16 protein-coding genes and 2 tRNA genes are annotated in these 19,710 nt (G+C 61.2%); 2 read left to right on the forward strand and 16 right to left on the reverse strand.

Going from position 1 to position 19,710, the window contains the following annotated elements:
- Positions 1–10 precede the first annotated feature (10 nt).
- Entirely contained in the window at positions 11–487 is a 477-nt protein-coding gene (locus H3H45_RS19580; protein ID WP_182835381.1) for a nuclear transport factor 2 family protein, read from the forward strand.
- Positions 488–699: 212 nt separating this feature from the next.
- Here the strand turns inward: H3H45_RS19580 and H3H45_RS20130 are convergent, their stop codons facing one another.
- The 5 genes from H3H45_RS20130 to H3H45_RS19605 form a co-directional block, all read right to left on the reverse strand.
- Positions 700–1,485, reverse strand: coding sequence for an HD-GYP domain-containing protein (locus tag H3H45_RS20130; RefSeq protein WP_220494376.1), 786 nt, complete (start codon positions 1,483–1,485; stop codon positions 700–702).
- Positions 1,486–1,588: 103 nt separating this feature from the next.
- Positions 1,589–3,493: a molecular chaperone HtpG gene (gene htpG / locus H3H45_RS19590; RefSeq protein WP_182835382.1), complete on the reverse strand. Its 1,905-nt coding sequence runs from the start codon at positions 3,491–3,493 to the stop codon at positions 1,589–1,591.
- Positions 3,494–3,592: 99 nt separating this feature from the next.
- On the reverse strand, positions 3,593–4,837 hold the full coding sequence (locus H3H45_RS19595) for an MFS transporter (protein WP_182835383.1): 1,245 nt from the start codon (positions 4,835–4,837) through the stop codon (positions 3,593–3,595).
- A 45-nt stretch (positions 4,838–4,882) separates the two neighbouring features.
- Positions 4,883–5,329 (reverse strand): PaaI family thioesterase, encoded by a 447-nt coding sequence (locus H3H45_RS19600; RefSeq protein WP_182835384.1) that lies wholly within the window; start codon positions 5,327–5,329, stop codon positions 4,883–4,885.
- Positions 5,329–5,790 carry a PaaI family thioesterase gene (locus H3H45_RS19605; RefSeq protein WP_182835385.1) on the reverse strand — a complete coding sequence of 154 codons (462 nt, stop codon included), beginning with the start codon at positions 5,788–5,790 and terminating at the stop codon, positions 5,329–5,331. The genes H3H45_RS19600 and H3H45_RS19605 overlap by 1 nt, the downstream gene beginning before the upstream one ends.
- Positions 5,791–5,979: 189 nt before the next feature.
- Between H3H45_RS19605 and H3H45_RS19610 the strand changes: the two genes are divergently transcribed.
- A complete protein-coding gene (locus tag H3H45_RS19610) occupies positions 5,980–6,270 on the forward strand; it encodes a hypothetical protein (RefSeq protein WP_182835386.1) in 291 nt (96 codons plus the stop codon).
- A gap of 42 nt (positions 6,271–6,312) precedes the next feature.
- Here the strand turns inward: H3H45_RS19610 and H3H45_RS19615 are convergent, their stop codons facing one another.
- From H3H45_RS19615 to H3H45_RS20370, 11 genes are all read right to left on the reverse strand, one after another.
- The gene (locus tag H3H45_RS19615) at positions 6,313–6,702 is read right to left on the reverse strand and encodes an MAPEG family protein (protein ID WP_182835387.1); all 390 of its coding nucleotides are present in this window, start codon (positions 6,700–6,702) and stop codon (positions 6,313–6,315) included.
- Positions 6,703–6,990: 288 nt separating this feature from the next.
- Positions 6,991–7,064: transfer RNA gene (locus tag H3H45_RS19620), tRNA-Cys, on the reverse strand.
- A gap of 43 nt (positions 7,065–7,107) precedes the next feature.
- A tRNA-Gly gene (locus H3H45_RS19625) sits at positions 7,108–7,183 on the reverse strand.
- 65 nt (positions 7,184–7,248) lie between these two features.
- Positions 7,249–7,809, reverse strand: coding sequence for a CDP-diacylglycerol--glycerol-3-phosphate 3-phosphatidyltransferase (pgsA, locus tag H3H45_RS19630; protein ID WP_182835388.1), 561 nt, complete (start codon positions 7,807–7,809; stop codon positions 7,249–7,251).
- A gap of 33 nt (positions 7,810–7,842) precedes the next feature.
- Positions 7,843–9,666 carry an excinuclease ABC subunit UvrC gene (gene uvrC / locus H3H45_RS19635; RefSeq protein ID WP_182835389.1) on the reverse strand — a complete coding sequence of 608 codons (1,824 nt, stop codon included), beginning with the start codon at positions 9,664–9,666 and terminating at the stop codon, positions 7,843–7,845.
- Position 9,667: 1 nt separating this feature from the next.
- Entirely contained in the window at positions 9,668–10,312 is a 645-nt protein-coding gene (gene gacA / locus H3H45_RS19640) for a response regulator transcription factor GacA (RefSeq protein WP_173206971.1), read from the reverse strand.
- A 575-nt stretch (positions 10,313–10,887) separates the two neighbouring features.
- A complete protein-coding gene (locus H3H45_RS19645; RefSeq protein ID WP_182835390.1) occupies positions 10,888–12,555 on the reverse strand; it encodes a diguanylate cyclase in 1,668 nt (555 codons plus the stop codon).
- Positions 12,548–12,934 (reverse strand): response regulator, encoded by a 387-nt coding sequence (locus H3H45_RS19650; protein WP_182835391.1) that lies wholly within the window; start codon positions 12,932–12,934, stop codon positions 12,548–12,550. The genes H3H45_RS19645 and H3H45_RS19650 overlap by 8 nt, the downstream gene beginning before the upstream one ends.
- A complete protein-coding gene (locus H3H45_RS19655; RefSeq protein ID WP_182835392.1) occupies positions 12,927–15,827 on the reverse strand; it encodes a CHASE domain-containing protein in 2,901 nt (966 codons plus the stop codon). Before H3H45_RS19655 ends, H3H45_RS19650 begins: the two co-directional genes overlap by 8 nt.
- Complete coding sequence (locus H3H45_RS19660; protein ID WP_182835393.1) at positions 15,824–17,779, reverse strand: sensor histidine kinase; 1,956 nt, start codon at positions 17,777–17,779, stop codon at positions 15,824–15,826. Before H3H45_RS19660 ends, H3H45_RS19655 begins: the two co-directional genes overlap by 4 nt.
- Positions 17,776–19,707: an ATP-binding protein gene (locus tag H3H45_RS20370; RefSeq protein WP_182835394.1), complete on the reverse strand. Its 1,932-nt coding sequence runs from the start codon at positions 19,705–19,707 to the stop codon at positions 17,776–17,778. The genes H3H45_RS19660 and H3H45_RS20370 overlap by 4 nt, the downstream gene beginning before the upstream one ends.
- Between the last annotated feature and the right edge of the window lie 3 nt (positions 19,708–19,710).

A 19,710-nucleotide genomic window follows, 5' to 3' on the forward strand; every position in this document is an offset into this window, starting at 1 on the left:
GGACCGTGCCATGAACCATGCCGAGCAACGCCCACCCCTGCCCCCCTTTACCCGCGACAGCGCCATACAGAAAGTGCGCATGGCCGAAGACGGCTGGAACAGCCGCGACCCCGAGCGCGTGGCCCTCGCCTATACGGCCGACAGTCGCTGGCGCAACCGCAACGAGTTCCCGTTGGGGCGCGAGCAGATCCGCGCCTTTCTCACCGGTAAATGGCAGCGCGAACAGGAATACCGCCTGATCAAGGAGCTCTGGGCGTTCACCGACAACCGCATCGCCGTGCGCTTCGCCTACGAGTGGCACGATGCCAGCGGCCAGTGGTTTCGCTCCTACGGCAACGAAAACTGGGAATTCAATGAACACGGCCTGATGCGCGAGCGCCACGCCAGCATCAACGACCTGGCCATCAGCGCAGAGGATCGCCTGTTCCACTGGCCTTTGGGCAGCCGTCCGGAAGACCACCCCAGCCTCAGCGAACTCGGCCTGTAACCACCTTTGTCACAACCTTGAAGGTCGGCCTCCTACGCTCCTTGGCCTTGCGGCGCCTTACTGGCGCCGTTGTTTTTTGCTGGCGAATCTAAGTCGCTCCGGCTGCACCCGCAGAGGGGTTAGTGCCCTGCACTATGGGGTAAGTGGCGGCACCGATAGCCGCTATCGAACAGTTGCTGTGCTGGCCAGACCGGATTTACAACGCGAATGCGTCAGGCCTGCTGCTCTTCTGCGGCAAGCTGGCGAATGTAATGGGCAAAACCGGGATCTTCACCGCGCAGCAACTCCGGCAGGCGCGCCCGGAAATCCTCACGCCGGCTCCATTCGCGCATGTAGTCCTCCCAGGAGTGCCAACGACGACGCTTCTTGGCGTCCATGTCGTCTTCGTAGACCAGCAGATAGGCTCGCTCGAACAGCGAGATCAGCATGTCGAAGATCACCCACATGCGCTCACGCTGCTCATCACTGAGATCCGGCGTAGCAGCCTGGCTGCGCAGGCGCAGATCAGGGTTAGCCAGTACCACTTCGAGAAAGTCGATGTAGGCATCGGAAATCTGCTGCCAGATGGCCTCCTCCTCGTTCTCGCGCTCCTTGCGCTGCTCGAAGAGGAATACCCCCAGAGCAAAAGGTAAGGCCACCACGGTGACAATGTAGGACAGCAGTTCCCAGGTTTGCAGCGTCATAAGGGTTCCAGTGCAGGGCAAATCGACAAGGCAACTATTACACCCTGTTAAGCCCTGCTCCGCCCAGCGCTCCTTGATCACCAGGATCTCCGGCAGACAGCCCAAAAACAGCTCCACCATCTGCAGATCGAAGTGCTTGCCACTTTCGCGATGCAGTAGTGGCAGGGTTTCCCCCACCGACCAGGCTGCCTGGCATGGACGCACACTGGTTAGTGCGTCGAACACGTCGGCTATGGCAACGATACGTATGGTGATTAGGATCTGCTCACCCTTGAGGCCATTGGAGTAGCCGCTGCCATCCCAAATCGGTATCACCGGGCAAACTCCAGCACTATCTACCAGTCTAGGGTCACCGCGATGAGCGCTTCCTTCGGGCATAAAAAAGCCCGCCGAAGCGGGCTTGTTCAACAACTGCAGGTCAGGCGGAGAGCTCGACCAGCAGTTTGTTCAGGCGCTGCACGTAGGCGGCCGGGTCTTTCAGGCTGTCGCCGGCGGCCAGGGCGGCCTGATCGAAGAGAATGTGCGACAGGTCGGCGAAGCGCTCCTCGTCTGGCTCGGCGTCCAGCTTCTCGATCAGCGGGTGGGCCGGGTTGATCTCGAAGATCGGCTTGGATTCCGGCACTTTCTGCCCGCTGGCTTCGAGGATCTGGCGCATCTGCAGGCCGAGGTCCTGCTCGCCGATGGCGAGGATCGCTGGCGAATCGGTCAGGCGGTGCGATACGCGCACCTGGGCAACCTGCTCGCCGAGGGCACCCTTGAGGCGCTCGACCAGGCCTTCCTTGGTCTTGGCGATTTCTTCCTGGGCCTTCTTGTCCTCTTCCGAGTCCAGCTTGCCGAGGTCGAGGTCGCCACGAGCCACGTCGACGAAGCTCTTGCCATCGAACTCGCTCAGGTAGCTCATCAGCCACTCGTCGATGCGGTCGGTAAGCAGCAGCACTTCGATGCCTTTCTTGCGGAACACTTCCAGGTGCGGGCTGTTCTTCACCTGGGCGTAGGTTTCACCGGTGAGGAAGTAGATCTTGTCCTGGCCTTCCTTGGCACGCGCCAGGTAGTCGGCCAGGGCCACGGACTGCTCGCCGTCATCACCTGCGGTGGAGGCGAATCGCAGCAGGCTGGCGATCTTCTCCTTGTTGGCGAAGTCTTCCGCCGGGCCTTCCTTGAGCACCTGGCCGAAGTTCTTCCAAAAGGTCTTGTACTGCTCGGGTTCGTTCTTCGCCAGTTTCTCCAGCATATCCAGCACGCGCTTGGTCAGCGCCGTCTTCATCGAGTCGATGACCGGGTCTTTCTGCAGGATTTCGCGGGACACGTTGAGCGACAGGTCGTTGGAGTCGACCACACCCTTGATGAAGCGCAGGTACAGCGGCAGGAACTCGTCGGCCTGATCCATGATGAACACGCGCTGCACATACAGCTTGAGGCCGCGCGGCGCTTCGCGCTGGTACAGGTCGAACGGCGCACGGCCCGGCACGTAGAGCAGCGAGGTGTATTCCAGCTTGCCTTCGACCTTGTTGTGGCTCCAGCTCAGCGGGTTCTCGTAGTCGTGGGCGACGTGCTTGTAGAACTCCTGGTATTCCTCGTCCTTGACCTCGGTGCGGCCGCGGGTCCACAGCGCGCTGGCGCGGTTGACGGTTTCCCACTCGGGCTCGGCCGGCTTGTCCTTCTCTTCGCCGTGGAATTCCTTCAGCAGTTCGATTGGCAGGGCGATGTGGTCGGAGTACTTCTTGACGATGTTGCGCAGGCGCCAGCCATCGGCGAACTCTTCTTCCCCTGCCTTCAGGTGCAGGACGATGCGGGTGCCGCGCTCGGCTTTCTCGACGGTGGCGACTTCGAAGTCGCCCTCGCCCTTGCTCGACCAGTGCACGCCTTCGCTGGCGGCCAGGCCGGCGCGGCGGCTGTACACGTCAACCTTGTCGGCGACGATGAAGGCGCTGTAGAAGCCCACACCGAACTGGCCGATCAGGTGCGAATCCTTCTTGTGGTCGCCGGTGAGGTTCTTCATGAAATCGGCGGTGCCGGACTTGGCGATGGTGCCGAGGTGGGCGATGGCCTCCTCGCGGCTCAGGCCGATGCCGTTGTCTTCGAGGGTGACGGTCTTGGCGTCCTTGTCGAAGGTCAGGCGAATCTTCAGCTCGGCGCCGCCTTCCAGCAGCTCCGGCTTGGCCAGCGCTTCGAAACGCAGCTTGTCGGCAGCATCCGAGGCGTTGGAAATCAGCTCACGAAGGAAGATTTCCTTGTTCGAATACAGCGAATGAATCATCAGGTGAAGCAGCTGCTTCACCTCGGTCTGGAAGCCCAGGGTTTCTTTTTGAGTTTCCACACTCATGGTCGTCTAACTCCACATGCAGGACAGGCCGCAAACGCGGCGGATGTCATGCAGATGGGGACTTCAGAATGAATTTCAAGGGCTTGGGGAAAAACCGGGTCAGGGTTCGAGTAGCTCGACCCGGCTGATTTCATCTGGATGCAGGGCAAAGGTGGCCTGTCCGGCACCACCATGCTGCTGGCTCAGGCGGATGCTGCCGTCTGCGGCAAGGCCGGCGAAGCGTCCTTCGGCCGTGCCACCATTGAGCTTGACCACACGCATGCTGAGGTTCTGGTACTGCTGCGGGTTGCTCAACAGACGCAGCAGCGAGAAACGCTGGCGGCGGTCCGGCTTGGTTCGCGCCGGCTCGTTGAGAGCCACGTCCTCGCTCACCACCGGCTTGGCGGCCACCACGCTCGGCAAGCTCAGCGCCGGGTAACGATCGCCTTTGACCTGCCAGCCACGCGCACCCTTCTCCAGCTGCAGATCCAAGCGCTGTTCCTGGCCATTGACCTTCGCCACCACGGCCAGCGGCACACTGCTGGCCGGAAAGCTTACTGCCGGCAACTCCAGCAACTGCACGACACGGCTGTTGAAGCGCCGCTGAAGGTAATCCTCGACCACATGAGCCAGGGTTTCCTGCGAGTCGAACGCGGTATCCAGTTGCCCGTCGCGGTAGCGCAGGCGATCGGTGAACAACTCCAGGCGACCACTCAGGGTGGTGCCGTATTGCGGTGGCAATACCAGATGGAAATCGCCATTCAGCTTGTTCGGCGGCAGCGCCTGCAGGTCCAGGTGCAGGGTGTAGCCCTTGCTCAGGCGGCGCGCCTCGGGCAAGTCCTGCTCGGGCAGCAGCCAGCTGACTTCGACCTCGGGCAGCTCACCCTGGTCTTCCGGCAGCACATCCAGGCGGATAGGCGCCTGTGTAGCCTGCGGCAGGCGAATCTTCACCTCGCGACGAGCAAAGAAGTCCTGCCCCTCGCGCAAGCTGAGTACGCCATCGATCAGCTCGGCATGCTGCGGCATGAACGGCTGGTGGTTCAATTCACCACGCAACTGGATATCCAGCTCCGCAGGGGCCTGTGCGGCAGGTTTCAGCCACTCCAGACTAAGGATCGCCTGCAGGCGCTCGGCATCTTTGTTGGCCATCAGCACCAGCCCCACGATCAGCGGGATAAAACCCAGAGCCAGCAGGCCAATTGCACTGCGTGCACGACGCCAGTGGCGCAACACATAGATCAGCGTGAGCGGTGGCAGCAGGCTGCCCCAACCCCACAACAGACTGGTGGCGAAAGCCCGCATGACCAGCCAGACCAGCCCGCTCAGCATCAGCAGCAGGCCGCCAAGGATCAGCAACGCATCCATCCAGGATTCCTTATTTTTCTTGGCCGCCGCTACGCTGGGCGCTGCTCAGGGCTCGTCGACCTTGAAGTGCGCACGCGCGGTGGCAATGGGTTCGGTTTGATTGGTCTGCCAGGCCGTGATGGCGACGTTGGCGACGCGGCGTCCCTGGCGCCAGACCTGGCACTGGGCGTAGGTGTCACGATAATGGCCAGCGCGCAGGTAATCTATCGAGAAGTCGATGATTTTCGGCAAATGTGGGATGCCCATGAACATCAGCAGATGGAGCATCGCCGCATGTTCCATGAAACCGGCGATCACCCCGCCATGCAGGGCCGGCAGAATCGGGTTGCCGATGTTGTCCTTGCTCGCCGGCAGGCGAAACACCATGTCGTCCCCCAGGCGCAGGCACTCGATGCCGATCAGCTTGGCATAGGGAATCAGGCTGATCAGGCTGTCGTAGTCATTCTGCTCGTGGGCCTGGCGCACCAGGGTATTGAGGTTCAATGCGGCCATCAGGCACCTCCCTTGAGGACGCTATCGCCTTGCGCAGCCTTACCCATACGCATGAAAGCACCGACCACGTGGGCAATCGGCTCGTCGGGATTGTCCTGATAGGCATAACCACGGGTGAAAATGATGTTCTCGGTGACCCGGTAGCATTCGGCGAAGCCGTAGACATCCTTATGCGGCTGAGCCGGGCGCATGTAGTCGATACGCAGGTCGAGGGTCGGGCAGATCTCAAACTCCGGTAGCACGCAGACCGTGGAAATACCGCAGGTGGTGTCCATCAGGGTGGTGATGGCCCCGCCATGGATCACGCCACTCTCCGGGTTGCCAATGATCTGCGTGCTATAGGGCAGACGCAGGGTCAGACCAGACGGCACTGCCTCATGAACGGCAATGCCCAATACCTGGCAATGGCGCAAGGCCGACAAAAAGCGCTCGGCGCGCTCTAGAACAGGGTTATCGCTCATGACTGCTTTCCCAGGCGACGTTGCAAAAGGCGCGCATCATACCCGCTCGCCGATACGGGCACACAGCCACTCCACAGTAATGAATCACCGACGTGACCATATCCAGCGGAACTTTGGCCAGTCTGCCGCCTCTTATCTCGAGTTACGAGGATAGTCCTCGTCAGGAAAGCCACAGAAGGAGTGCTGCCCATGTCCAAGCCCTTTACCTACGCCCTGCTTCTCGCCGCCACGCTCGGCCTGGCCGCCTGCGAAAAAACTCCGGAAGACAAAATGGAGTCCGCTAAGGAGTCCGCCTCCGAAGCCATGGAGTCGCTAGGTGATGCCGCCAAGGACACCGGTGAGGCCATCGAGCAGAAAACCGATCAGGTGCTGGGCACCGAGCCCACCACTGGCGAGGAAATCCAAGATGCGGCTGATGATGCCGCCGACGCCATTCAGGATGCCGGCGACGAAGCCAAAGACGCCATCGACGGCCAGTAAGCCATAGCCAAGAAAAAGCCCGCTCACGCGGGCTTTTTCGTTTCAGCCCAACGCAGGACTGATCATCAGCAGCAGGCTGCACAACAGCCCCACCACCCACACCAGACTGCGCTGCCAGTGCAGGTCGGCCCAATACAGCAGCAGATAGAGCACCCGAGCGATGACGAAAGTGACCGCCAGGATATTCACCAGTTGCCCGTGGGTCTGGGTGACATGCGCCATCAGCACCCCGACGGCGAACAGCGGGAAAGCCTCGAAACTGTTCTGATGCGCCGCCAGCGCGCGCGCACCAAAGCCGGTAAGTCGAGCCTGCTGGGCCCGCGGGTGACGGTTGTCGTAACCGCCATCGGCATTCATCGCCTTGGCCACGGGGATCTTCGACAGGAAGATCAGCACAGCACTGATAAAAACACACCAGAAAGGCAGGGTCATTCGACTTCTCCTTGGCTGACGCCAGCAACGGGGTCTAGGTGCAGGGCATCTGGTTGTAGTACGCGGAATAGAACTCGCCACGACACAGTACGCACATCACGCTGGTGCTGACCAGCATGGAAAGCAGGTATCGAAGAGTCGCACAGGGATAGCCATGCCCCGCCCCTTTGCAGACAAGGATCTCAAGCGAGTAATGACTGCGGAAACGATCGTGGAATTGGCCGATACGGTGCTTTCGGCCAGCCAATAAAAAAGCCCCGTAGACGTTGATCTACGGGGCTTTGATACTGGAGGCCGATACCGGAATCGAACCGATGTACGCGGATTTGCAATCCGCTGCATAACCACTCTGCTAATCGGCCTCAAACGAAGACGCCGCAAAAAGCGGCGTCAACGTCAACAAACTGGAGCGGGAAACGAGACTCGAACTCGCGACCCCGACCTTGGCAAGGTCGTGCTCTACCAACTGAGCTATTCCCGCGTCTTGGTGACGGGCGCCATTCTATACTTTCAGAACGAGCCGTCAACCCCTTGATTCAAAAAAGTTTATTTCTTTTCCGAGCTGCTGCTGAGATGCGGCCAGGCCGCCAGCAGGTACTGCACCATCGACCACAGGGTCAAACCGGCGGCAATGATCAGCAGCGCGTAACCGAGGCCGACCCAGAAGGTCAGCAGCGGCGGATTGGCCAGCAGAATCACCAACGCCACCATCTGCGCGGCGGTTTTCCACTTACCCAGCTGGGATACGGCGACATGCGCCCGCGCGCCCAGCTCGGCCATCCACTCGCGCAGCGCCGACACGACGATCTCGCGCCCGATGATGATGGCCGCCGGCAGCGTCAGCCACAGGTTGGCATGCTCTTCCACCAGCAATACCAGCGCCACGGCCACCATCAGCTTATCTGCTACCGGATCGAGGAATGCGCCCAGCGGCGTGCTCTGCTCCCAGCGCCGCGCCAGGTAGCCATCAAACCAGTCGGTGATGGCCGCCAGGGAAAAAATCGCACTGGTTGCCAGATAGCTCCAGGAAAAGGGTAGATAGAAGAACAGGATGATGACGGGAATCAGGGCAACGCGCAGAACGGTGAGCAAATTCGGAATGTTCATCAGGACTACTGGCCAGCAAAGTGAGCGGGCATTCTACTCGCTGTGCAAGGCCGCATAAATCGACTCGGCGAGCTTTTTGCTAATCCCTGGCGCCTTGGCGATTTCATCGATGCTGGCGCGGGTCAGTTCCTGCAAGCCGCCGAAATGCTTGAGCAACTCGCGCCGGCGCTTGGGCCCGACACCCGCCACATCTTCCAGGCTGGAAGTACGCCGCGCCTTGCCCCGCCGCGCGCGGTGCCCGGTGATGGCGAAGCGGTGTGCTTCGTCGCGAATCTGCTGGATCAGGTGCAGTGCCGGCGAATCGGCGGGCAAGGTGAACTCGTGTTCGGCATCGTTCAGGTACAGGGTTTCCAGGCCCGGCTTGCGCGTCACGCCCTTGGCCACACCGAGCAGGATCAGCTCGGGCACTGCCAGCTCCTGCAGCACATCGCGGGCCATGGCCATCTGCCCCTTGCCGCCGTCTACCAGCAGGATATCCGGCAGCTTGCCCTCGCCGTCTTTCAGGCGGCTGAAGCGCCGGGTGAGTGCCTGGTGCATCGCGGCATAGTCGTCACCGGCCGTCACACCTTCGATATTGAAGCGTCGATAGTCGGACTTGAGCGGTCCTTCCGGACCGAACACCACACACGAGGCCACGGTCGCCTCGCCACTGGAGTGACTGATGTCGTAGCACTCCAGGCGCTGCAGCGGTTCATCCAGCTCCAGCGCCTCGGCAAGCGCCTCGAAACGCGCCGCCACATGTTGCCGATTGGCCAGGCGTGCGCCCAGGGCTTGCTCGGCATTGGTGACCGCCAGTTGCTGCCAGCGCGCCCGCGTACCGCGCACCCGATGGCTGATCGCCAGCTCCCGTCCACGCAGCTCGGCCAGCGCCGCAGCCAGAGTGGGCAAGTCTTCATGCACGACATTGACGATCAACTCGCTGGGCAGGTCGCGCTCGTGACTGCTCAGGTAGTACTGCGCAAGGAACGCCGCCAGCACGGCGCCACCCTCCTCCTCGATCCCCACCTGCGGAAAGAAGTTCTTGCTGCCCAGCACCCGCCCACCGCGTACGCTGATCAAATGCACACAGGCGCCACCCGGATTGACCATGGCCGCCACCACGTCGACGTCACCGGTACCGCCTTCCATACTCTGCTGATCCTGCACGCGGCGCAGCAGACCGATCTGGTCGCGCAGTTCAGCAGCACGCTCGAACTCCAGGCTCATCGCCGCCTTTTCCATAGCCGCGGACAGCTCGTCGGTCAGCGCACTGCTGCGCCCCTCGAGAAACATCACCGAGTGGCGAACGTCCTCGGCATATTCCTCCGGCTCGACCAGGCCGACACAAGGCCCCTTGCAGCGCTTGATCTGGTATTGCAGGCAAGGCCGCGTGCGGTTCTTGAAGTAGCTGTCCTCGCACTGGCGAACCAGAAAGGTCTTCTGCAGCAGGTTGAGGCTTTCGCGGATCGCACCAGCACTTGGGTACGGGCCGAAATAGCGGCCCTTCTCCTTCTTCGCCCCGCGATGAATGCCCAGCCGCGGGAACTCGCCATCGGAGAGCAACACGTAGGGGTAGGATTTGTCGTCACGCAGCAGGATGTTGTACGGCGGGCGCCACTGTTTGATCAGTGTCTGCTCCAGCAGCAGCGCTTCGGTCTCGTTGGCCGTGATAGTGGTTTCGACTTGCGCGATGCGTGCCACCAAGGCGGCAGTCTTCGGCGCCAGGCCGGTCTTGCGAAAGTAGCTGGCCAGGCGCTTCTTCAGGTTGGAGGCTTTGCCCACGTAAAGCAGCTTGGCCTCGCCATCGAACATCCGGTACACGCCGGGGCGGCCGCTACAGGTGGCAAGGAAGGCACTCGAGTCGAACGGCGCGGACATCTCAGCTGATGGCATCGACCATGCCATGACGCACGGCCAGCAAAGCCAGTTCCACGTCACTGGTGATGGAGAGTTTCTCGTAGATGCGATAGCGGTAGGTGTTCACCGTCTTCGGCGACAGGCACAGCTTGTCGGAGATGGTTTGCACCTTGTGGCAGTTGGCGATCATCAGGGCGATCTGGATTTCCCGCTCGGACAAAGAGTCGAACGGCGAACCGCTGTTGTTCGGCTGGAACGACTTCAGCGCCAGCTGCTGGGCAATCTGCGAGCTGATGTAGCGCTGGCCGGCAAACGCCATGCGGATGGCCTGGACCATCTCCTCCAGTGCCGCGCCCTTGGTCAGGTAACCAGCGGCACCGGCCTGCAGCAAACGGGTCGGAAACAAGTCGTCCTCGCAGGCTGTGACGGCGATGACTTTCAGGTCGGGATAACTGCGCAGCAGTTTACGGGTGGCCTCGAGACCGCCGATGCCTGGCATCTTGACGTCCATCAGGACGACATCCGGCTTGAGTTCGCGAGCTTTCTTCAGCGACTCCTCACCGGAGTCCGCCTGCCCGATTACTTGCAGGCCATCGATATCGGCTAGCATGCGGGTTATGCCTGTGCGAACCAGATCATGGTCATCGACCACAAGTACCTTAATCAAGCGACACCTCGCTGAAAGCCACTGCCGTAGGCGCAATACGTGGAGCTTGGCGCAATAACGTCAGAAAGCAAACGCCAGAAAACCGTATTCGGCAAGAAGCCACGGCACAACCGATTCATACCGAGCCCGGGGTTGAGGGCGCGAGATTCTACTGGAGTCCTTTCTGGCTATTCCAGTGCGCCATTAAAAAGACCTGAACCAGCCGGCTCAAATACCCCCTGCCCAACATTAAAGACCTACAGGGTGGTCAATAATACCTTCCAGATCGGCATGCACCAGCGCGCTGATCGAGCTGATTTCAGCAGCTCGATGCACTCGATGACAACATGCTCGACACAACTTAAGAGCAAATACTTAACCACACGAACTGTATCCAGATCGGATAGGCATAACTAGAAACGCCCTCCAGCTTCGCACCGCACTTACCTCTGAACCCATTGGTTTTCAAAGACTTTCGCCGGTCGCCTAACTATGCAGGCTTGCGCCAAACAAGCCAAGACCCGTATTCATGCCCAGCAATGGCCAGACGTTCTCAGCTAGCGCTGATCACAACTGGCCGATCATCGCGAATCGATTCAGTTTTCCGTAGCCAGTCGCACAAGGTTGCGGCCGCTGGTTTTGGCCTGATACAGCGCCCGGTCGGCCTGCTCCATTAGCTCGGCGGCGCTGAGTCCCTGACCGCAGGCAACCCCGGCACTGAGGCTGACGCTGAACTCGCTCAGCTCGCCGGCGAAGCGGATGAGTGAGAACTGTTGACGGATACCGTCGAGGATGTGCAAAGCCTGCTCGCCAGTACAATCGGGGAGCACCGCCATGAACTCCTCGCCGCCATAGCGGCCCAGGCTGTCGATGCGCCGCAAACGCTGGCGTAGCAGATTGGCCAGAGCGCGGATGACGTTGTCGCCTACAGCGTGGCCATGGCTGTCGTTAACCTGCTTGAAGTGGTCGATGTCGAGCATCACCACACTGACTGGCTTGCCGCTGCGTTGGGCGCGCTCCTGCTCGATGGCCACTTGCTCCTTGATGTCGGCGTGCTTGAGCAGCCCGGTCAAGCTGTCGCGCGACAGCGCATTGCTCAACAGACGGGCACGCTGGGCACGGGCGAACACGGTAGCAATCAGGCTATTGTCGGAGATCGGCTTGGTGACAAAGTCGTCGCCGGCCTTGATCAGGGCACGCATTTGCAGGGCGATATCGGTTTCCGCCGACAGGTAGATGATCGGAACGCGCAGCCAGTCGTCATTGAAGCGCACCATTTGCGCCAGTTCAGGGCCGGAGCAGTCGGGCATATTGACGTCCAGCAGCAACACTTCCGGGTTGAACCTGGCCATAGCCTCAAACAGCTGCTGCGGGTCATTGACCACTTCCACCAGCATGTCGGCGCCACGCAGCACTAGGCTGTAGCGGTTGGACAGGTCGCGGTCATCGTCAACGATCAATACCCGATAGGGCTCGCCGCTCTGCTGAGCAAAACAGCGCTCCAGGCGACTTTCCAGCTTGGCTACGTCCACCGGCTTGCTGAAGAAGCCCATGGCACCAATCCGGGCTGCCTGCAACTGGGTGTGAAAGTCGTACTGGGTGGTGATCACCAGCAGCGGCAGCGGCTCTTCCAGGCGTTTTTGTAGCGCTGCCGCGTACTCCAGACCGCTTTGCTGCGTGCTGCCCAAGTTGACGTCGACGATCAGCGCGTCGGGCAGACCTTCGACCAGGGCCGCATCCAACTCGGCGGCGGTGAGAAAATGACGCGCTTCATAGCCGAAGGTGTTGAGGGTCAGGCGGATGGTTTCACCAACCTTGGCCTGGTCTTCGAGAATGTAGATACGGTAGACGCTTTCAGCACGCGCCCCCTTGCTCAGGGTATTGCTGGCCGAAGCCTGCTGCCTCGGCGTGGCCGCCTGCTGATGGCTGCTGGCCAGTTGCTGCAGGGCCTCGACGAAGGCCTGCAAGCCCTGCTGCTGCAGCTGCAAACTGTTGAGCCATTGTTGGGTCTGCAGTTCCAGTTCGCGGGCGCGCTGGCCCAGTTCGGTGAAACCGAAAGTGCCGGCGCTGCCGGCCAGTTTGTGCAGCTGCTCACGCAACTCGCCCAGGTATGCCAGCTGCTCGCCCGGCTCGGCGGCCTGCTGCAGCTGCTGGGCCTTGTCCGCCAGTTGTGGCAATTCCTCGCGCAAGCGCTGGGCGAACTGCTCGCCCAACTGCTGCAGATGAACCTGTAGATCCGCCAACTGTTGTTGCCGTTTATCCATGGGCCTGACTCCAGATCGTGCGAATCTGTGTCGCAAGCTGCATGGGATCGAATGGTTTGATAATCACCTCGCGGGCCCCCAGACTACGGTAATGCTCAATTTCATTGGGCTGCACCTTGGCCGTCATGAAGGCCACTGGAATCTGGCTGATATCCACCAGGTGACTGAGGCGCTCCAGGGTTTGTGGCCCATCCATGCCCGGCATCATTACATCCAGCAGGATAAAGTCGGGAGCAAAGCCCTGCACCCGATCCAGGGCATCCTGCCCGCTGCTGCAACTGAGAACCTGAAAACCGCCCACCGCCTCCAGGGCGACCCGGGCCACAGCCTGGATCGAGGGATCATCCTCCACATGCAGGATGCGCTTGAGTTCAGGCATGGTCGTTCTCCTTGGTTGGCAACAGGCGGGCCAATACGTCGAGGAAGTGTTGCGTATCCGTGCGGGACTTGGCCAGTGCAGCTTCGACCCGGCAGAGCTGCTCGCTGCTCAACTCTGCCGAGGACAGTACCACTACCGGCATCCCAGCATGCAAACGGTGGATTTCCTCGATCAGCTCAAGGCCGCTGCCGTCGGGCAGCCCTAGATCCAGGAGGACCAGATCTAGACCACCTGCCGCAAGATAGGCTCGGGCCTCGGCCAGACTGCCAGCGCCGACAAAGTCGGCCAACTGACGGCCCTGCTCGGCGATCACCTGTTGCAGGTCGCGGTCATCTTCCACATGCAACACACGCGGCTTGTTCGGTAGTCCCCGGGTGGCATGGCGTAGGCTACTGAGCAGGCGCTGCGGATCAATGGGTTTGTCCAACCAATCGACGGCCTGGAAACTACCCTGCAGATCGAGCTGACCCTGCTCGTAAGCGGCGGAAATCACCAGAATCGGCAGTGCGCTGTGGGCCGGGTCCTGGCGCAGCTCACGGATCAGCTGCAGGCCATTGCCATCGGGCAGGTGCAGATCAAGGGTGATCGCGGCAATCGACTCCTGCGCCAGCAACCGGCGCGCCAGGGCCAAGCTATGGGCCTGAAGCACCCGGTAGCCAGCGCCCTGCAACAGCACCTGCAATAGGCGAGCGATGTCCGGCTCGTCCTCCACCACCAGGATGCTCGGCTGCTGCGGGCTCACCGTGGGCGGGTTGTCAGCCAGCACTGGCAGTTCGAACCAGAAGGTACTGCCCTGGCCTTCCCGGGAGTCGAAACCGACCTGGCCGCCCATACGCTCGATCAACTCCTTGCTGATGGCCAGGCCCAGGCCGGTGCCGCCTTTCTCACGCTGATCACCGCTGTCAGCCTGGGAGAACTTCTGGAACATATGGCTGCGGAAATGCTCGGGAATGCCACGCCCCTGGTCACTCACGCTGATCCGCACGCGGCTGTCGCGCAGGGTGCTGTGCACACGTACCTGGCTGCCAGGTGGGGAGAACTTGATGGCGTTGGAGAGGAAATTGGCCAGCACCTGCTGCAGGCGCAGGGCATCGGCGCGTACCTGTGCCGGCAAGCCATGATCAAGCACCAGCTCAATCTGATGCTGGCTGGCGTAGGTCTGGTTGCTGTCCAGGCTTTCCTGCAGTTGCTGGTCAAGGTCCAGGCTGCTCAGCTCGAAGCTGAGCTTGCCAGCAGCCAGCTTATCCATATCCAGCAGGTCATTGATCAGATGACTCAGGCGCTGGCTGTTCTGCTGGGCGATCTCCAGCATCGGCCGCATGGCCTCAGGGACCAAACCAAAGGCGCCACCATTGACCAGACCCAGCGAGCCAGCGATGGAGGTCAGCGGCGTGCGCAGTTCGTGGCTGACGGTGGAGACGAAGTCGCTCTTCAACTGCTCGATACGTTTCTGCTCGCTGAGGTCCATGGCGGTGCCGCTGACGCGCAATACCTGCCCCTCGTCCGAGCACTGCACCAGGGCCCGCAGCAGCACCGGCAGACTCTGGCCATCCTGGCACAGCAGGCGGCATTCGTGGCTCAGGTAGTGTTCACGCTGCTCAGCCGGCGGCTGCAGTAGCTGCTGCAGGGTGTCCAGATCATCCGGGTGAATCAGCTGTTTCCAGCTGGCGAGTGGCGGTTGCGGGCCCTCGCCGGGGTAACCCAGCATCTGCCAGGCACGGGCCGAGGCAAAGAAGCCGTGGCTGGCCATATCCAGATCCCACCAGCCATCATGCCCACCCTGCAGCACCCGCTGCAGGCGCTCTTCGCTGCGCCGCACCTGCTCCTCTTGCTCGCGCAGCTGTGCAGTCATGCCATGGGCCAGAGCCAAGGCATGCTGCTGCCCCATGGCCAAGGCGCGAGCAAGAAAAAATAGCAGCAGGCTGATGGTGCCGCCCATCAGCAACAAGCTGTTTTGTCCTTGTGCAAAACCCGCGTAGAAAGCGGGCTGGGCATAGAAATGCAGAGTCCAGGTCTGCCCGAGCATTTGCAACTGCGCCTGGCCCTGTGGGACCTGACGTGGCTCGATGCGAGGATGACTGGCGAACAGCAGTTGGGCGTGATCGGCCTGGGCGCCAGAAAACAGGGCGAAATCGATCTGCAACTTGCGGCCGCCGAGGATACCGGCCATTAGGTCGTTGACCCGATAGGGGCTGTAAACGAAGCCCTGCAAAGCCTCTAGACGCTCCACGGGAGTATTCAGGTGGCTACCCGTACGGTAGATCGGCAGGTACATGAGCAATCCGGCCTGCACCGGGCCATGGGTTTCCTGAACCAGGGTGACCCTGTCGGTGAGCCAGGCCTGGCCGCTGCTAGCCGCCTTGAACATGGCCTCCTGGCGCACCGGTTCGGCATACATGTCGAAGCCAAAGGCGGCCAGGTTGCGCCCGGTAAAGGGCTCCAGATAGAGGATTGAGGTATACAGTTGACGCGAGCCTGGCGGCCGTACAGCGAAGTTGATGAAGCCCTCGCGGCGCAGGGCCGTCTCAAAGGCATCAAGCTGGTCCGGACGGATCACCTGGCTGTAACCCACGCCCTGAATACCGGGGTAGTTGAGCCCCAGATCAAGGCGCTCAATATAGCGCCGCCACTCCTCGCGACTGACCGCTTCACTGCCTTCGAACAGGCCGGCTGCACCCAGCAGAATCTGCCGGTGATAACCCATGCGCTTCTCGATGGCCTCCACCACCTCCTCACTGAGCTGCTGGAAGTGCAGCTCGGCGGCCGCCAGCTGGCTTTGCCGCAGACTGTGCCAGGCGAGCAGGGTCGCCAGCAGGCTGCACAACAGCACCAGAGCGGGCATCAGACGAAGCCCCTGCAGCAGCTGAGGCAAAACCGCTTTCAGGCTGTTCAAGCATCCACTCCCGACTGCAGTGGTAGTTCCACCCAAAAAGTGCTGCCCTGGCCAGGTGTGGAGTCGAAGCCGATCTGCCCGCCCATTTGCTCAATCAGTGCCTTGCTGATGGCCAGACCCAGGCCGGTACCGCCCTTCTTACGGCTGTCACTGGAGTCGGCCTGAGAGAACTTCTCGAAAATCCGCCCGGCAAATTCCGGACTGATGCCAGGCCCCTTGTCACTTATCAGGATCCGTACCCGCGCACCCAGCACCTGGCTGTGCAAGTGCACCTCGCCATGGGCTGGAGAAAATTTCACTGCATTGGAAAGCAGGTTGCTCAATACCTGCTGCAGGCGGAAAGGCTCAACCAGCACCCATACACTGGGGCCGTCGATAAGGCTGAGCTGGATGCCATGTTGATGAGCAAAGCCCTGGTGGCTGGCGATGCTCTCATGTAACAGGACATTGAGTTCCTGAGCTTGCAGGTTGAAGTCCATCTTGCCGGCAATCAGCTTGTCCATGTCCAGCAAGTCATCGATCAATTGGCGAAGACGCCGGCTGTTCTGTTCGGCGATGCCGAGCATTTCTGTCATGCCCTCGGGCACCGGCCCCAGAGCACCAGCCTTGATCAAACCGAGCGAACCGGCGATGGAAGTCAGCGGAGTGCGTAGCTCGTGACTGACGGTGGAGACGAACTCACTCTTCATCCGCTCGATGCGCTTGCGCTCGCTGACATCATTGATAAAGCCATGCCAGATGATCTCGCCATTGCTCAGGCGTTGCGGTGATGAGACCCCTTCGACCCAGCTGATGCCACGCTGCGGATGCATGACCCGGTACTCCAGGTGCCAGGGCTGCAAGGTCGCTGCCGACTCGGAGATACTGGCTGCCACGACGGACAGGTCATCGGGATGGATCAAGGAAAATACTGGACCGGCATCCTCGCTGACCGACTCCGGGGTCAGACCGTAGATCTGCGCAATACCCTGACTGGCATAGGGAAAGTAGCTACTGCCATCGCTACGCAGGACAAACTGGAAGACCATTCCGGGCAGATGGGCAGCGAGTTTTTGCAGGCGCTGCAGGGCTTCTTCGCGAAAGCTCAGGTCATGGGCGATGCACAGGTAGCCCTGGGGTATCTGGCTCTCCAGGTTGATCGGCGACAGGGTTAGCAACACCGGCACGCCGTGGCCATCCTGATGCAGCATTTGCAACTCGTGCATCTGCGTCTGCTCACCCGCCTGGGGTAGACTCGGACGCAGACTGTCGGCGGGTAGCTGGCGCCCTTCTGCTGGCAGCAGCTGTCCCAGGTGTTGGCCCAGCAGGGCCTCGGGGCTATAGCCCAGGAAGGTACTGACGCCGGGGCTAGCCTGCTGAATCAGCCCCTCCTGATCGGTTACCAGCACAGCGGTTCCGGCGCTGCGGAACATGGCCTTGTGCACGGCAGCCTGCTCGCGCTGGCGCCGGGCCTGCAGGCGCATCTCGAACAATTGTGTGACCTGTCGGGACAGCAATTGCAGGGTACGTCGCTGTTCGGCACTGAGCTGACGTGGCTGACGATCAATCACACACAAGGTACCCAGGTTGTGGCCATGGCCATCACTCAGGGGCATGCCGGCATAGAAACGGATATCCGGAGCACCGGCGACCAACGGGTTATCACAGAAGCGCGGATCCAGCAGGGCGTTGGGGATCTCGAAGATCTCGTCACCGTGGATCGCATGGGCACAGAACGCCACTTCCCGCGGGGTTTCGCTAGCATCGAGGCCAACCCGGCTCTTGAACCACTGGCGTTCTGCGTCGATCAGCGAGATCAGCGCGATGGGCGTCCCGCAAATCTGCGCCGCCAGGCTGGTGATGTTGTCGAACATCTCCTCAGCCGGGGTATCCAGCAATTCAAAGGCCAGCAAGGCGGCCAGTCGATCTGGCTCGTTGAGCGGAATGGCGGGAAGACCCGGATGCTTATTCATGTGCTGGCGTCCTGTGGCTTGGTGACGCTAATAGGCAGCTCGAACCAGAAGGTACTGCCCTGCCCCTCGACCGAGTCAAAGCCAATGCGGCCGTGCATGCGCTCTATCAGCTCTTTGCTGATCGCCAGGCCCAGACCGGTGCCACCCTTCTGCCGGCAATCGCTGGCATCAGCCTGGGTGAACTTGCTGAAGATGCGCGCCCGGAAGTTCTCGCCGATGCCCGGCCCCTGGTCGCGCACGCTGACGCGCACATGGCCCCCTTGCACGACAGCCGCCACCTCAACGCTGCTGCCTGGTGGGGAAAACTTGGCTGCATTCGACAACAGATTGGCCAGCACCTGGGCCAGCCGTTGACCATCGACCGTCACCGCTACCTGACAGGGCGGGCCAAGCAGTTGCAACTGTACCTGATGCTGGGCGGCGTAAGGCTGGTTGTGCAGCACGGCCTCTTGCAGCAGCGACCACAATGGCTGTTCACGCGCCTCGAAACGCATCTTGCCAGCCAACAGCTTCTCCATATCCAGCAGATCATTGATCAGTTCTTGCAGGCGCTGGCTATTAGCCTGGGCGATCTGCAGCAATTCGCGCATAGCCGCCGGCACCTCACCCAGGGCTCCGCCATTGACCAGGCCGAGCGCACCGGCAATGGCGGTGAGCGGAGTACGCAACTCATGGCTGACGCTAGCGGTAAATTCGCTTTGCAGACGTTGCAGGCGCAAACGTTCGCGCATGTCCTGCACATGCAGGATACGCACCTCGCTGGCCGAACCCAGTTGACCGAGGATGGCGGCGCTGCATTCCACGGCGATCTGCTGTTGCTGGCCATCGAGCAGCTGCAGGAACCAGCTGTCGTTATGCCCGAAGCGGAGTGTGGCCAGCCGCACCTGCAGCTGTTCACGCTCAGCCGGGACACACAACTGCATCACCGAACGCTGCAGCAACTGGGTGGGAGACTGTTGCAGCAGGCGGCAGAGGGCCTGGTTGACTGCCAGCAGTCGCCCCTGAGCATCCAGCAGAGCCATGCCTTGGGGCGCCAGTTCGAAGGCCTGGAGAAAATCGCGCTGACTCTGGCTCAGAGCGAGCAACAGACTGGTCTTGCGCTGCTGAGAGTGCAGAGCCATGCCGATCAGAGCACTAACCGCCAATGCCAGCCCCCAGCCCACCAGGCGTAGGCCTCTGAGTAAGGGCGGCTGGGGATTCAGTAAACGCGCCTGCAGCTGCCAGTTGGCGCCCGCCAGAAACACCGGCAAATGCAGCTCCGTGTCAGGAGTGGAGGTAAGCGCAAGCTGCTGTGCGGCATCCAGGGGCAGCAGCGCGATAGCCAGGCCACGCTGGCGCGCAACCGCCTCGACTTCGGCGAACAGCCGATCAAAGTCGATGACCGTGCTGATAAGCCCCCAGTAGCGCTGGTCGGCAAGAAACACCGGTACCCGATAAATCAGCCCTCGTCCGCCCTGTACCAGCTGCAGCGGGCCATCCAGGCGCGGCTGTGCGCTAGCGATGATGCGCTGGATAGTCGGCCACTGTTTGGGCAGATCCGGGTAATACAGGCCCAGGGCTGCTTCGTTACCACTGAGGGGGTAGAGGAAGTCGATCCGATTGTCCGGCGCCAGGCCAATATTGCGGATATAGCGCCCCTGCTGGAACAGGCCCTGCAACCAGGGCTCAAGCTCTGCCGTGTCGATGCGACCCTGCCTGGCAGGTATATAGCTGGCCAGGCCGGTGGCCAGATGCAGGGTGGCGTTGAGCTCACCGAGCAGCACCGCCCGCACCTCATTGGCATGGGCCAACAAGCGTTGCTGTTCGGCCTGCTGTTGGCGCAAGCCATATTGCTGCAGCAGCAGCTCGACACCCAGGCCTAGCAACAGCAGCAGCCCCAGGCTGGCCAACCAATTTAGGTACTGGCGAGGTGCATGATGCTGGCTCATGGA

Origin of the sequence: Aquipseudomonas guryensis, from assembly GCF_014164785.1 — a bacterium.
In the GTDB taxonomy this organism is placed as follows: domain Bacteria; phylum Pseudomonadota; class Gammaproteobacteria; order Pseudomonadales; family Pseudomonadaceae; genus Aquipseudomonas; species Aquipseudomonas guryensis.

What these genes read in the sequence shown, in the direction of transcription:
- H3H45_RS19580 (WP_182835381.1), top strand. Translation starts at nt 11, where the DNA reads ATGAACCATGCCGAGCAACGCCCACCCCTGCCCCCCTTTACCCGCGAC.
- htpG (WP_182835382.1), bottom strand. Translation starts at nt 3,493, where the DNA reads ATGAGTGTGGAAACTCAAAAAGAAACCCTGGGCTTCCAGACCGAGGTG.
- H3H45_RS19595 (WP_182835383.1), bottom strand. Translation starts at nt 4,837, where the DNA reads ATGGATGCGTTGCTGATCCTTGGCGGCCTGCTGCTGATGCTGAGCGGG.
- H3H45_RS19600 (WP_182835384.1), bottom strand. Translation starts at nt 5,329, where the DNA reads ATGGCCGCATTGAACCTCAATACCCTGGTGCGCCAGGCCCACGAGCAG.
- H3H45_RS19605 (WP_182835385.1), bottom strand. Translation starts at nt 5,790, where the DNA reads ATGAGCGATAACCCTGTTCTAGAGCGCGCCGAGCGCTTTTTGTCGGCC.
- H3H45_RS19610 (WP_182835386.1), top strand. Translation starts at nt 5,980, where the DNA reads ATGTCCAAGCCCTTTACCTACGCCCTGCTTCTCGCCGCCACGCTCGGC.
- H3H45_RS19615 (WP_182835387.1), bottom strand. Translation starts at nt 6,702, where the DNA reads ATGACCCTGCCTTTCTGGTGTGTTTTTATCAGTGCTGTGCTGATCTTC.
- pgsA (WP_182835388.1), bottom strand. Translation starts at nt 7,809, where the DNA reads ATGAACATTCCGAATTTGCTCACCGTTCTGCGCGTTGCCCTGATTCCC.
- uvrC (WP_182835389.1), bottom strand. Translation starts at nt 9,666, where the DNA reads ATGTCCGCGCCGTTCGACTCGAGTGCCTTCCTTGCCACCTGTAGCGGC.
- H3H45_RS19645 (WP_182835390.1), bottom strand. Translation starts at nt 12,555, where the DNA reads ATGGATAAACGGCAACAACAGTTGGCGGATCTACAGGTTCATCTGCAG.
- H3H45_RS19650 (WP_182835391.1), bottom strand. Translation starts at nt 12,934, where the DNA reads ATGCCTGAACTCAAGCGCATCCTGCATGTGGAGGATGATCCCTCGATC.
- H3H45_RS19660 (WP_182835393.1), bottom strand. Translation starts at nt 17,779, where the DNA reads ATGAATAAGCATCCGGGTCTTCCCGCCATTCCGCTCAACGAGCCAGAT.
- H3H45_RS20370 (WP_182835394.1), bottom strand. Translation starts at nt 19,707, where the DNA reads ATGAGCCAGCATCATGCACCTCGCCAGTACCTAAATTGGTTGGCCAGC.